Annotated in this window: 11 protein-coding genes; 1 reads left to right on the forward strand and 10 read right to left on the reverse strand. The window is 70.2% G+C overall.

Going from position 1 to position 13,739, the window contains the following annotated elements; genetic code table 11:
- Positions 1-55 precede the first annotated feature (55 nt).
- The 9 genes from ACGF2V_RS04330 to eccD all read right to left on the reverse strand — a co-directional run bounded on the left by ACGF2V_RS04330 (position 56) and on the right by eccD (position 7,947).
- Positions 56-367 carry a hypothetical protein gene (locus tag ACGF2V_RS04330; protein WP_362617890.1) on the reverse strand — a complete coding sequence of 104 codons (312 nt, stop codon included), beginning with the start codon at positions 365-367 and terminating at the stop codon, positions 56-58.
- Positions 360-818, reverse strand: coding sequence for a YbaB/EbfC family nucleoid-associated protein (locus ACGF2V_RS04335; RefSeq protein WP_362705693.1), 459 nt, complete (start codon positions 816-818; stop codon positions 360-362). The genes ACGF2V_RS04330 and ACGF2V_RS04335 overlap by 8 nt, the downstream gene beginning before the upstream one ends.
- A complete protein-coding gene (locus ACGF2V_RS04340; protein ID WP_362617885.1) occupies positions 818-1,399 on the reverse strand; it encodes a type VII secretion system-associated protein in 582 nt (193 codons plus the stop codon). Before ACGF2V_RS04340 ends, ACGF2V_RS04335 begins: the two co-directional genes overlap by 1 nt.
- 53 nt (positions 1,400-1,452) lie before the next feature.
- Positions 1,453-3,636, reverse strand: a complete 2,184-nt coding sequence (locus tag ACGF2V_RS04345) for a hypothetical protein (RefSeq protein WP_362705691.1) — start codon at positions 3,634-3,636, stop codon at positions 1,453-1,455.
- 4 nt (positions 3,637-3,640) lie between these two features.
- The gene (locus tag ACGF2V_RS04350; RefSeq protein WP_362617880.1) at positions 3,641-4,018 is read right to left on the reverse strand and encodes a hypothetical protein; all 378 of its coding nucleotides are present in this window, start codon (positions 4,016-4,018) and stop codon (positions 3,641-3,643) included.
- Between the two features lie 34 nt (positions 4,019-4,052).
- Positions 4,053-4,352: a hypothetical protein gene (locus ACGF2V_RS04355; protein ID WP_362617876.1), complete on the reverse strand. Its 300-nt coding sequence runs from the start codon at positions 4,350-4,352 to the stop codon at positions 4,053-4,055.
- A gap of 81 nt (positions 4,353-4,433) precedes the next feature.
- Complete coding sequence (locus ACGF2V_RS04360) at positions 4,434-4,781, reverse strand: hypothetical protein (RefSeq protein WP_362617873.1); 348 nt, start codon at positions 4,779-4,781, stop codon at positions 4,434-4,436.
- A gap of 264 nt (positions 4,782-5,045) precedes the next feature.
- Complete coding sequence (eccB, locus tag ACGF2V_RS04365; protein ID WP_362617870.1) at positions 5,046-6,485, reverse strand: type VII secretion protein EccB; 1,440 nt, start codon at positions 6,483-6,485, stop codon at positions 5,046-5,048.
- Positions 6,486-6,564: 79 nt separating this feature from the next.
- A complete protein-coding gene (gene eccD, locus ACGF2V_RS04370) occupies positions 6,565-7,947 on the reverse strand; it encodes a type VII secretion integral membrane protein EccD (RefSeq protein ID WP_362705689.1) in 1,383 nt (460 codons plus the stop codon).
- Positions 7,948-8,225: 278 nt separating this feature from the next.
- On the opposite strand from eccD, the gene eccCa reads away from it, so the two are divergent.
- A complete protein-coding gene (gene eccCa / locus ACGF2V_RS04375) occupies positions 8,226-12,155 on the forward strand; it encodes a type VII secretion protein EccCa (protein WP_362705686.1) in 3,930 nt (1,309 codons plus the stop codon).
- Positions 12,156-12,312: 157 nt separating this feature from the next.
- On the opposite strand, the gene ACGF2V_RS04380 is transcribed toward eccCa, so the two are convergent.
- Positions 12,313-13,596, reverse strand: coding sequence for a S8 family serine peptidase (locus ACGF2V_RS04380; RefSeq protein WP_362705683.1), 1,284 nt, complete (start codon positions 13,594-13,596; stop codon positions 12,313-12,315).
- Between the last annotated feature and the right edge of the window lie 143 nt (positions 13,597-13,739).

Raw genomic sequence — 13,739 nt, forward strand, 5'->3', positions numbered from 1 at the left:
TCCCCCGGAAACCTCAATCGCCATCGTGGTGCCGCGTCTTCGGAGTTCGGCCGGCTCAGCCGGCGGCCATGTGGGTGGCGTCGGTCTCGGCGTCGTTCAGGATGACCGAGGCGTTGTTGCCGCTGATGCCGACCATTTCGAGCAGATCGGAGAGGCCCTCGAGGCCGTAGGTGAGCCCCTTGCCGGCCGAGTCGACGAACTTGTGGTACTCCTTCGCGTACACATCGTCCCGGCCGCCCGCCGTCTTGTTCGCCAGGTTGATGTTGTCGTTGAGGACGCCCAGTTCACCGACGATCCTCGCGATGGTGCCGAACTGGGTGAACCGTCGCGGCAGATCCGACGGAACGCTCAGGGTTCCCTCAGCCATAGAACTCGTCCTCCTCGCCCCGGTTCGCGGACGGCTTGCGCCCGCCGCCCAGCACCGTCTCCGTCAGCCCCTCGGGCTGCATCGCGCGCAGCGGAGCGAGCAGATCGTCCAGCTCACCACCGCCGAAGAGACCGCTCGCCAGCTCCTCCTGAGTACCCATCAACGGTCTTACGGAGCCACTGACCTTGGAGTTCATTTCGGCACGTGCGGCGTTGACGGTGGTCTTCAGTACCTCGGCGAGCTGCGCCCCCGGCATCCTGCGGTAGCCCTCGGTGTGGAACTTGAAGGAGAGGATCTCGCCATGGGCGTTGACCGAGGCGGTCACCATCCGGTCCTTGGAGGTCGCCGAGGCGGATGCCCTGGCCAGTTCCTCCTGGACCTGCTGGATCTTCTTCGTCTGTTCCGCGAGGCTGGCCATGGCCTCCGCGACCTGTTCCTGGAACGACACCATCAGTACTGCTCCTCCTTGCCTTCCGCCGCCGCTTCCAGCACGTCGACCGCGCGGGACAGGTCGTCCGCGGACAGCCGCAGAGCGACGGGGCCCGTCGGGTTGAGGTACAGGTCCTGGCCTTCGGGTACGAGTGCGAACACCTCGGAGACGGGCAGCACCCGATGGGCGAGCGCGCCCGCCCGCTCCAGATGGGCCGGCCCGGTGAACACCGGCACCACCGGGTCGCCGTCCGGGGTACAGGCGCTGACCGCGCCACCGCCCGGAGCGGTCAGCACGGCCAGTTCGGCCGTGACCACGGCCATGGCGACGCCCTCGACCGGGCCGTAGCCGGTTGCAGCGAGCTGCATGGCGGCATCCACGTCGTCGGTCGGTTCGGGCCAGCCGAGCATGCCGGGAGAGGGCCGGTAATCGTCGTTCCGCTGCCATTCGACGATCTCGCCGTCGGCGTCGGAACGCCACTGCCCGATCACCGCCCACAACGGCGGTTCGCCTTCTCCGCGCCACGCGGGGTCCACTGTGCCGAACCAGTGCTCGGGGGCGGTGCGCGCAGCCGTACGGATGTCGTCAGGTACCGGGGGCATGGCGGATGCCCCGCCCCCGGCGGGTATCCCGGCCGCTTCTGCACCTGCGGAACTCATCGTCCGATCACACCCGTTCCGGCGTCGGGCTCGGTGCCCCACACCTCTTCGTCCTCCGAGAGCCATACGTTGCGCTGCCGGTCAGCGCCGTTGCCTCCACCACCCGGGGCACCGCCGCCCATGCCCATGGGCGGCATGAAGGGCATGCCGGTCCCCGTCCCGCCCCCCGCTCCGCCCCGCCCGAGGGCGCCGAGCGACTGGGTGGACACATTGCCCTGCGTCGGCGGGGCAGCCGGGATCGCGGGCAGCCCCATGGCGGCACGGGCGCGGTTGCTGAGCCCGGACACCACGGCGGTCGGCTCACGGACCGGGTTGCCGTTGCTGTCGACCATCCTGCGCAGATTCTCGGTGGCTCCCTTCGAGCCGCCGAAGAGATCACCGCTCGACGTGGACGGACGGCGCTGACCGTTGAGCAGTTCGTCGAGCGTCTTGGGGTTGCGGGTCCTCAGGTTGTTGCTGTTCTCGGTGATGTGCTTGCCCTGCGGGTCGCTGATGGTTCCGTCGGCGTTGATACGGGAGCCGGGCGGGACGGTGAGCTTCCCGCCGTACGCATTGGTCAGCGGCTTGCCGTCGGCACCGATCAGGTTTCCCTGAGCGTCCACCCTGGTGCCCTTGGGGACGGTGATGTTGCCCTCGGCATCGACCCCGAAGCCCCGCGTCAGGTCCCCGGAGGTGGAGCCGCCCGGAAGCGTCGGCGGCTTCGGGCCACCGGTCGTGGGCGTAATGATCTTACCCCCGGGGCCGATCGTGGAGCCGGGCGGCACGATCAGGGGCTTGCCGTTCGAGCCGAGAACCGGTTTGCCCTTGGAGTCGGTGACGGCGCCGGTCTTGGGGTCGATGCGCGAGCCGGCCGGAACCGTCAGGAACCCGCCGCCGCCCAGGGGGTTTCCCGTGCCCCCCGAGGTGCTGCCGCTCGGTCCCGTGACCGGATTCGGGCCGAGGCCGCGGTTGTTGGTATGCGGGAGATTGGTGCCGGAAGTGCCGCCGCTCGGCCCGGTGACCGGAGGCGGGGCACCGAGGCCGAGATCACCGCCGCCCTTACCGCCGACGCCGCCCCCGTCCCCGCCCGCGCCGCCCCCGTCCGCGCCGTCACCGCCGGCACCGTTGCCGAACATCTCCTTGAACTTGTTGAGGATGTCGTCGGTGCCGCCGGTGCCACCGTCACCGCCCGCCCCCGTGTCGCCGTAGAAGTTCTTCTGCTCCTCGGGCGTCAGCGAGATGGTGAACGTCGGCTTCACGACGGAGTTCGCGTCGGAGAGCTTCCCGGTCGCCTTGTCGTAGGCCGTCGCCAGGTCGAGCATCGTCTGGGAGGACTTGTCGTCGAGTTCGGTCTTGACGTACGCGAGCCAGTTCGATTTCGCGCGGTACTCTATGCCGCCCCAGTCAGGCCCGCTGACATTCGGATTGTGGTCCGACGTCGGGTTCTGGGTAGCCATGACCTTCAAGAACTCCGCATACAGATGGGTGTAGGCCATGGAGACGGCACCGGCCTCTCGGTGCTCGATGCCCGTGCCCACGGTTTCCCGCTTCTCGAACCAGTCGAAGAAGTTCTTCCTCAGCACCCCGATGGTGGTCGTCAACTGATCGCTCACCGCTTGGAGATCGTCCTTGATCGCTCCACCCATGTAAAAGGACTGGGTCTCTTGGAGCGAACGCTTCACCGCCTGGAGAACGGCTTCGAAGAGGGCGGCGGACTCTCCTTGCAGTTCCTCCGAGCCATCGCTCACCTTCTCGGCCCACTCGTTGAACTTGGCCGCCCATCCGCCCGTCCAGACGTCCATGTTGTTGAGGATCTCGGACGCTTTTTTCGACGACAGGGGATTGGCGTCCTTGTTCGTCCCGGACGCCACCGAACCAAGAATCGAATCGGGTGCTGAGGTGAACTCCATCAGCGCCCCCGATTCATTGCCGAAGTCGGTCCAGTTGTAGCCGAACCCGAACATGAGCCATTGCTCCTTCGGTCGGGTCGGAAAGGCGAACGCGTGGTACCCGTCAAGCCCCCACTCCTCCGCCTTGAGCTTCGGAGTGCCGTCGAACCAGGCGCCGTTCACCTCTTTGGTGATCCACCTGGCACCCTCGCCCGCCACGAGGTTCCGGTCAGGGAGCTTGGTGGTGCCGTCGTGGAACATGGCGAGGATGTCCTCCCACCTGGCCGGCATCCCGGGCGGCACCTCGGCCATGGTTTCACTTTCCCTTCGGGGTCAGGATCTCGGAGAACTCGTCGACGAGTGCGCCACCCATGCCGGTGGAGTCGTCCTCGGCGTCCCTGTGCTTGGTCTCCACGTCCCGCAGACTGGCCGAGAAGTTGTTCATGAGCGCGATCGCCGTTTCGTAACGGGTGCGCATACTGGCGCGGTACGTCTCCATCTGGCCCTCGAGTGCCTTCGCCTGCGAGCACTTCTCGGGATTTCCGAGAGCGAGCGGGATCTTCGATCCCAGGCTCACGTACTCCGGCTTGACCGTGAGGTCACGACGGAACGTGGGGATTTCCTGGTTCGCGTACCTGAGGTAGACGCCGTCGGTCGACTGGAACATGTCGCCCGGCTTCTCGTCACCAGCCATGCTCATACCTCATAAGTCGATTCGGTCGGTCGGGTCAGCTGCCCTGGAGGTTGCTCAGGCCGCGGCCACCGTCGAGGTCCCCGTCGATCTGCCGGTTGTGCATCCGCTGGAGAGTCGTCCGGGCGACCCCGTACTGCTCGTCGAGCTGCAGCTTGATCCGGCCCAGCTCTGACTGGAACTCCTCCCAGGCGGTCCGGGTCTGACCATTCAGGGTGTCGCGCAGCGCGCCGAAGTTCTTCTCCATCCAGGCGAGCGCTTCCTTCATCTCCTGCTGGGCGGTGTCCATGTTCTTGATGGCGTCCAGGACCCCTTGGTGGCTGATCTTGACGGACATGAAGGAACTCCTCGTGAGGCAGTTAAGAGAGCGGGGGAGAGAACGGGGGAGAGAGATGTGCTGGGGAGGGAGCGGGGAAGGTCACCCGGGGTTGATCGTGCCGCTGATCAGGGAGGCATAGGTGTTCGCCTCGTGCTCGGCGTCCGTGAGGAGCCGGTTGGCCATGGCGGTGCCCTCCCGGAAGAACTGGGTGCGCTCCATGACCCGGCTGTGCGCCCTGAGCCACTCGTCGATGCCCGCCGCGTGGGTCTCCGAGGAGACCGCCTGGTAGGCGCCCCGCACCTGGCTCTGGATGGCCCTGACCTTGCGGCCCGCCTCGTCCATGTCGCGAAGATGCTGGTCCAGCGTCTTCAGCGTCTGGAGCATCGCTGTTTCATCGTTGGACAGGCCGTCGGCCGAGTTGACGTTGAAGCCGGAGACATCAGGCATGGGGGTCCTCCTGGACACTGCGGGAACACGGGCGGCACCACGGGCGCACGGCGGGCCGACCACCGGGAATCACGTCCTGCGGTGGTCGACGAAGCATCAGGCTAATACGCGGTACGGGATCTTGGTACGAACGTGCCCCGATAATCTGAGTGTTCATCTTCGACACGTGTCTGAGCTGCGGAAACGCCGGAGAAAGCACGTGCTTTCGGCCCTCCTATGCTCAAAGAAACCTCAATTACCGTGATGCTTAAGGGAAATGGGCTGTCAGGGCGTTGCCCGCGACGCTTCCACGAGTCCCTGCGTCAGCAGGGCCGTGTCGTCCAGCGCGGGCCCCGACGCGAGCATCCCGAGGACTCCTGACGGGATGGGCACGGACTGAGCGGCTCCGTACCCGAGCCGCTGGAGTCCCTTCTCGCCCCCCGGCACCGCGTACTTGGCACCGGACCCGGTGACCAGGTAGTACGCCGTACCGGTGCCGGCCGAGGAGAGTGCCGTGACGAGGGCACCGCCCTCCGGGCGTACCGCGAACATGTCTGCGGTCCCAAAACCCGCGGTGATTCCGGGCTGGTTGGACACCGGCCGGCCCCCCACCGCGTCCGCGCGGGGCAGGACGACCGAGACCGTCGGCCTGCCGTCCGCAGTGCCGACGACGGCACAGACGCCCTCGCCCGCGCGGACCGGGCTGGGCCTGGGCAGGTCGGTCGGGACCGTACCGCCCCCGGCTCCCACCAGTCGGGTCGCCTTCGGGTCCTGGTGGCGCGCCAGGTCGTCCGGGCCGATCTTCCGCAGGACGACGGCTCCTTTGGCGTACGCGGTCCGCTGGGTACGCGGATCGCCCTTCAGCAGTGCCTCCTCCAGCGCGGTGACCTTGGCCAGCCCGCGCTCCGTCAGCAGGTAGTGGCCGCCGGAGCCGTCGAAGAGCTGGCCGATCCGGGTCGGGCGACCCGCCAGCGACGGGCCCGCCTTGCCGCGTCCGGTCACTTCCGGCACTGCCAGATCCGGGCCCGCCGGAAGGGCGTTGAGGAACGCGTCGGGGACCGGATGCGCATCGTCCGGGTTGTAACCCAGCGCCTGGACGGCGTAGTTCGCGGTGTTCAGGCGCATCCGGGTGCCGTGCCAGAGGAGATACGTGGTGCCGCCCGGGACGGTACGCACCAGGGTGGCCCCGCCCGAGGTGACGGGCCTGCCCTCGGCGGTCAGGCCGACGGCCAGGGTGAGGAGCGGCTTTGGGGCGGCGTCGGGCCGGGTGGCGCACACCGACCAGGCTTCGCGGCTGAGCGCGCCCGCCTGCGGCAGCGGATCCGGCGCGCCGACGATGCCCAGGGTCGCGCCGCGCGGGGCGTCCTCGATGGAGGCGGGCTTGACGCTCACCACCTTCATCCGGTCACCGGCCAGCAGTCTGGCCGAGGTCTCGTTGAGGACCGGGTGGAGGACTCCGTCGAGCGTGAGATAGCGGGCGCCCGAACGTTCGTCGAGCACCAGCGTTCCGTTGGCCTTCCACGCGTTCGAGCCGCCGGGCACCACCAGCCCGTACACCGTCACGATGAGTGCGGCCAGGGCCGCGACCACGAGGCCGATGACGAAACCCTTCGTGGTCCGCCGGTGTGCGGACTCGGGGGCGTCCGGGTCGTCCCGGAGCATTCCCAGTGACAGTCGGCTCATGACGAACATGTGCGCGTGGACCTGGTCCCGCCTGGACTGCATTCCTTGCCTTTCCGACCGGGCATCGGCCCGGCACGCGAGGGCCCGGGATACCGGGGCTTTCGGCCGCCGGACAGCGGGCTCAGCTGTTGAGGCCCCGCAGGTACTGGTAGAGACCGGCGACGAGCAGGGCCAGCGGGACGAGGACGATGGCGAAGAGCAGATGGAGCAGGTCGACCGCGCGCCCCCAGTAGGGCACCAGACGCCGGCCGGGGAGCGTCCAGCCCGTGATGGCGAGCACGGCCGCGACGGCCAGCAGGGCGGCGAGCAGCAGCGGCCGGACGCCGTCGTCGGTCCGAACGACCAACTGCACCGTCAGCAGCAGGGAACCGTAGGCGGCCGGCAGGACGACGGCGAGCCGCTGCCAGGCGCCGCCGATCGCCCGTGCGTGCGTGAACATCAGCGCGCACAGGACCGCGGCCAGGGTGAGCGGAGCCCAGGACCTCTCGAACGCCAGCGCCGTGAGGCAGCCCGCTGCCACCAGCCCGGTGGCACCGTAGAGGCCCGTGAGGTAGCTGTCGGCGACGGCGCCACGGGCGGCGATCCGCTCGTCCGGGGTGGGCTCGATGCCCTCCTGGAGCTGGCCCGCGTTGGTGGGCAGCAGCGGAACCTTCAGGCCGGACAGGCGGAACGCCAGGGCGGGCAGGAAGTGTCCCAGCAGAACGACCGCCAGGATCAGCGGGGCGGCCGTGCCGGTGGCCGGGACGCCGCAGAGCATCACGGCTCCGCCGACCGCCCCGAGGACCGCGGCCAGGGCGGCGGCCAGGAACAGCGGGGCGCACGCGCCCACGGCGGCCAGCGCGAGCACGGCGGCGCCGGCCGCCGCGGAGCAGCCCGCGAGCAGTCGGGCGCCCAGTTCCGCGTCGGACACGGCTCCCTGGGGCACCAGGGCTCCGGCCAGGGCGAGGTAGGGGACGGCCGCCGCGCCGAGCGCGGCGCCCGCGCCGATGTCGCCGACCGCCCGGGAGGCTGCCGCCGAACCGGCCAGCAGGAGGATCGCGGTCGCCGCCGCGCAGACCGTCCTGAGCCCCATGGCGCCGGGCAGCATCAGGAGCAGCAGGCCGGTGGCCAGGGCACACAGGGCGAGCGCGGTCATGAGGTGGTGCGACCACACCGGCCGCCAGGAGTCGGGGCGTTCACGAAGTCGGCTGGAGAGCCCGTCGACGAGGTCGTCGTAGTGGATCTCGGGGAGGGCGTCCCCCCGCAGGCGCAGATGGACCGTTTCGCCGTCGCGCAGGCCGAGGTCGCCGAGAGTGCTCTCGTCGTCGAGAGGTTCCTGGCCGAGGCGCTGGAGCACCCAGCCGCCTGCCTGCGCACCCCGTTCGTAGAGGTCGGTGCCCCCGTGGTCGACGATGGTCGGCAGCAGATCGGCGAGCACGATGTCGGACGGTACGGCAAGTTCGACGGAGCGGTCGGGCGTCAGCACCGTGAGGCGGCACAGTGGTGCCGCGGATGTGTCGGTCAAGCGCGTTTCATCGCCTTCCAGGACAGTGGTCGACGCGGTCGGATTGATCACATTAACTTGTGCGTGCAGTCTGTACGTTGTGGGGTGCGGTCAAGATCATCTGCGCCGCCCACACCCACACCCCCGGCCTGCGTTGCCGCAACGGCGGCCGTACCGCAGGCGTTTGACGTTCCGTCATTTCAAAGTCATGTCACGGCAACCGCCGGCACCCCTCAGGAAGGCGATTCCCTTTGAGCGTGGTCCTCTTCAAGAGGCCTCCCCGGCGTCTTGGCCCCGAGATGCCCCATGGCGAACTGAGCCTCCAGGAGCCGCCCACGGTGCCGGAGACGCAGAGCGCGATGGGCAACATGATCACGTACATGCCGATGGCGCTCAGCTCGCTCGGCATGGTGCTCATCTTCCTGCGTCCCGGCAGCGGCGGCGGCCCCATGATGTACGTCGCCATCGGCCTGATGGCGCTGTCGGCCGTCGGCATGCTGGTCTCGCAGATCGTCCGGGCTTCCGGGGACCGCAAGCGGGTCCTGCTCGGTGAGCGGCGCGACTACATGCGGTACTTGTCGATCAGCCGCAGGCGTGTACGCAAGGTGATCAACCAGCAGCGGGAGGCGCAGGCGTGGTCGCACCCGGACCCGGCGTCCCTGTGGAGCCTGGTGCCCACGGCCAGGCTGTGGGAGCGGCGGGCGACGCACGCGGACTTCGCCGAGGTGCGGATCGCGGTGGGCGAGCAGCAGTTGGCGACGAAACTGACCCCACTGAGCACCAAGCCGGTGGAGGATCTGGAGCCGCTGTCCGCGCACGCCCTGCGGCGCTTCATCAAGGCGTACGGGACCGTGCCCGACCAGCCGGTCGCGGTCTATCTGCGTACCTACGCGCGCGTCCTGCTCCAGTCCGACGAGGAGGCCGCGCACCCGATGGTGCGGGCTCTGCTGGCGCAGCTGAGTGTGTTCCACGCGCCGCAGGACCTGCGGATCGTGGTGCTGGCGGACCATGACCGCCGGGGGACCTGGGAGTGGGTGAAGTGGCTGCCGCACGCCCAGCATCCGACGGACGTCGACGGCGGGGGACCGGTGCGACTGGTCACCGATTCCGTCCTGGGTCTCGAATCGCTGCTCGGTGAGGAACTGACGGGCCGGCCCGCCTTCGAGACGGACGCCGTCCCGAGCGCCGAGGAGCCCTACTGCGTCGTGATCCTGGACAGCGCCCGGACGCCCGCCGACTCCCGGCTGGCCACCGACGGCTACCGCAACGTGGTGACGCTGGACGTTTCCGGTTCCCTGCCCTGGCGTCCGTCGCGCCACACGCTGCGGCTGCGGATCGCCGGGCAGCGGCTCGAACTGGTCAGCACCGACCGGTCGGGGAAGGAGACCGCGTCCGCGCTCGGCAGGCCCGATGCCCTGGGTCCCCGGCGGGCCAGGGCACTGGCCACACTGCTGTCGCCCTATCGGATGGGCATCACCACGGACAACGGTGAGGCGCTCACCTCGGACGTGCAGCTGACGACCCTGCTCGGTCTCCCCGACCTGCACACCGTCGACCTGGATGCCGTGCGCGACGATCGCAGCGAGCGGGCCAGGCTCCGGGTTCCGCTGGGGCTCGCCGGTGACGGCACCCCGGTGGAACTGGACATCAAGGAGGCGGCACAGGGCGGGATGGGCCCGCACGGCGTGCTGATCGGCGCGACGGGCTCCGGCAAGTCCGAGCTGCTTCGGACCCTGGTGCTGGCGCTGGCGCTCACCCACTCCTCGGAGAAGCTGAACTTCGTCCTGGTCGACTTCAAGGGCGGCGCCACGTTCCTGGGGCTGGACGGTCTGCCGCACACCTCGGCCGTGATCACCAACCTCGCCGAGGAGTCCTCCCTGGTGGAGCGCATGCAGGACGCCCTGCACGGTGAGCTGATGCGCCGACAGGAGTTGCTGCGCAGCGCCGGGAACTACACGTCGGCGTTCGAGTACGAGACGGCGCGGGCCGCGGGGACCGACCTGGAGCCGCTGCCGACGCTCTTCGTGGTGGTCGACGAGTTCAGCGAACTCCTCTCCGCACACCGCGACTTCATGGACCTGTTCGTGATGGTGGGGCGGCTCGGCCGCAGCCTGGGCGTGCATCTGCTGCTCGCCTCGCAGCGGCTGGACGAGGGCCGGATGACCCAGTTGGAGTCGCATCTGTCGTACCGGATCGCGCTGCGTACGTTCTCCTCGATGGAGAGCCGTGGGGTCCTGGGAGTGCCGGACGCCTACCAGCTGCCCTCCGTGCCCGGCAGCGCCATCCTGAAGAAGGACACCGGGACCCTGGTCCGGTTCAAGGCCGCGTACGTCTCCGGCCCCTACCGGGGCGTCCGCAGGGTCGGCGCTTCGGCCGTCGCAGGTCAGGTCGTCGCGTACCGCACGGAGTGGACCGCGCCCCGGCTTCCCGCACCCGACCCGGCCCCGCAGCCGGTGGCGGAGGAGGAGAGCGAGGAGTCCCTGCTCGCGCTGGCCGTGTCCCGGATGCGGGAGGGCGGCAGGCCCGCGCACCGGGTCTGGCTGCCGCCGCTGGACAGCCCGCTGTCGCTGGACATCCTGCTGATGGGCGTGGAGCCGCACGCCGAGCGGGGTCTCACCACCATCGATCCCGAACTGCACGGCACGCTGACGGTGCCGGTGGGCATCATCGACCGGCCCTTCGACCAGACCCGCGAACCCCTGGTCGCCGAGCTGTCCGGCGCGGGCGGGCACGTCGGTATCGCGGGCGGTCCGCAGAGCGGCAAGTCCACCCTCGTGCGCGACCTGATCATGTCGCTCGCGCTCACGCACACGCCGCGCGAAGTCCAGTTCTACTGCCTGGACTTCGGCGGAGGTTCACTCGGTTCGCTCCGCGACCTGCCGCATGTGGGCGGTGTGACGGGCCGGCTGGACGTGGAACGGGTGCAGCGCACACTGGCCGAGGTGCACGGGCTGGTGGCCCGGCGCGAGAAGCAGTTCGCCGAGCTGGGCATCGACTCCATGGCGACGCTGCGCGCCCGCCGGGCCGCCGGTGAGTTGCCGGACGAGCCGTACGGCGATGTGTTCCTCGTCGTCGACGGCTGGGGCACGATCCGCCAGGACTTCATGGACATCATGGACACCTTCACGGCCCTGGCGGCGCGGGGGCTCAACTACGGTGTGCACCTCGTCGTGGCGGCCGGCCGCTGGTCGGAGATCCCCACCGCGCTGCGGGACCAGCTCGGCACCCGCTTCGAACTCCGACTCGGCGACAGCATGGACTCCATGATCAATATGCGGGCGGCCGCGACCATCCCCAAGTCGCCCGGCCGCGGCATGACCGATTCCAAGCATCACTTCCTCACCGCTCTGCCCCGGCTGGACGGCGGCGACAGCGCCTCGGACCTCGGGGCGGGCGTCGCCGACGCGGTGGCACAGGTGGCCGAGCACTGGCAGGGCCCGCCCGCACCCGCGGTCCGCACCCTGCCGTCGGTCCTGGAACCCACCGAGCTGCCCGACGCCCAGGTCGGCGCGGACGGCGATCTGCGCTTGCCGCTGGGCCTGGAGGGCAACCAGCTCGACGTCATGTGGCACGACTTCGCACAGACGGCGCACCTGGTGGTGGTGGGAGACGCGGAGACCGGCAAGACCAACCTGCTGCGCTCGGTCTGCCGGGCGGTCACCGACCGCTACACCCCCGCCGAGGCGCGGGTCCTGCTGATCGACTACCGGCGCGGGCTCCTGGAGAGCGTCCCCGAGTCGCACCGGCTGGGCTACGCCGTCTCCGTCGACGTGCTCAAGCAGGCGGTGGACGGCGTCGCACGGGCCATGAAGGAGCGCCTGCCCGGCGCGGACATCTCGCCCGCCCGGCTGAAGCGGCGGGACTGGTGGAGCGGACCGCGGGTCTTCCTGGTCGTGGACGACTACGACATGGTGTCCGGCGGCAACATGAACAACCACTTCGGGCCGCTGCTCGACTACCTCGCCCAGGGCGCGGAGCTCGGCCTGCACCTGATCGTGGCACGCAGCGCCAACGGCGTGGCGCGGGCGATGAACGATCCTCTGCTGCGCCGTCTGCTGGAAGTCAACACGCCTGCCGCGCTGCTCTCCTGCCCGCCCTCGGAGGGATATCTGTTCAACGACACCAAGCCGAGGCAACTGCCGCCGGGCCGGGCACAGCTGATCACGCGCAGGGGTGTGGTGCAGGTGCAGACCCCGCTGCTGCCCGACCCGGCTCCCGAAAGTTCCTAGGCGTTCCGCCCATGGAGGCCGGTGACGGGGCTCACGACCGAGTGCTCCCGAAAGGGATGAGGGCCTTCCGGCCCGGTGCGCCGAGGAGCGGATCGTCGCAGGTCGCGCCGGGGGAGCGGTCATCGGAAGGCGAGGCGCCTCGGCCGGCGGTCATGGCTCAGCCCGTTTCCGTGACCGGCCCCCCGGCCCGGCCCGCCCGCCATCCCCGGCGGCGCCCTCGGGGCAGCGCGAACGCGAGGAAGGCGACGAGCACCGCGACCCCGGCCGCCCCGCCTGCCACGGCCAGCGCCCGGTTGCGCGCCTCCGGCGGGTCGAGCGGCGGGACGGCCGGTGCCGAGGCCGGCCGCGTTCCGGACGGGGGCTGTGGGCGTTCCTCGGGAAGTACGGCGGAGAGCGCCCGCACCGGATCCACGATCCCCAGCCCGATGCCGGGGTCCGGCGTGTCACCCACGGCCCCGTACGCGGTGGACTCCAGCCGGTGTGCGACCTGCTCGGCGGTCAGCCGGGGGTGGTAGGAGAGGACCAGGGCTGCCGTACCCGCCACGAAGGCGCCGGCCACCGCGTCACCGCGGCCGGTGAACTGGCCGCGGCCACCCGGGCCCGGCCCCACCACCGAGACGCCGGGAGCGCTCAGTCTCGGCTGTGAACGCCGCCCCTTCTCCGTGCCTGGCGCTTCCGGCTTCCCGCCCGGCCCCACCGAGGAGACGGCGAGCACCCCGGGAAGCGCCGCCGGGTAGGCGGGCCCCTTCTCCGCCTGCGATCCCCCCGCCCCGCTCTCCCACTCCCGCGCCGAGGCGGGCGCCACCACCAGCGCACCGGCCTTCTGCGCGGCGAGGACGGCGTCCTTCAGTTCCTTCGGGGCGGAAGGGACGCTCAGCGCCACAAGGATGATCCGCGCCCCGGTTCGGGTGGCCGCCCTGATCCCCTCGGCCAGCGCCTGGGGTGTGGTCGCGCCATGTCTGTCGGTGGCCCGCACCGCGATCACCTCGGCCTCCGGGGCGACCCCGGCCGCTTCGAGGCCCTGCTGCTGCCCGCCCGCGACGATACCGGCGAGGAACGTGCCGTATCCGACGCAGTCGTCCCGCGCCGTGCCGCCCGCCACCACATCCGGGCCTGCGGTGACCCGGCCGTCCAGCGCCGGCACCCGGCGCAGATCCGCTCCGGTACCGATGACGGCGACCTTCACCCCCGCTCCCCGGCTGAGCTCCCAGGCCCTGTCGATGCCCAGGAAGCTCTGCGCCCAGGGGACTTGGGCCGATTTCTTGGCGGACCCCGCAGTGCACGGGCGGCCGTCGGCGACAGTGGTGGGTATTCCCGGCAGCGAGGGGCTGTCCGCGGATCCCGCCGCACCGGCGGGAGCCGCGGTGCCGGGTATCAGGAGCAGGGCGGCCAGTGCTGCTGGTCCGAGCGCGCGGGACACCGAGGACCTCGAAGATCGCATGCGGCGATGGTAACGACGCTCCCTGCCACCACCGGTACCTGCCCCGGATCGCCCCGAACCGGTGCTCCGGCGGCGCCGGAACGCCGATCACCATGGCGGGCGACCTGCGGCAACAGGCATGATGGCTACAGCAGTTTCCCACG

Source organism: Streptomyces sp. NPDC047982, from assembly GCF_043204165.1.
Taxonomy (GTDB): domain Bacteria; phylum Actinomycetota; class Actinomycetes; order Streptomycetales; family Streptomycetaceae; genus Streptomyces.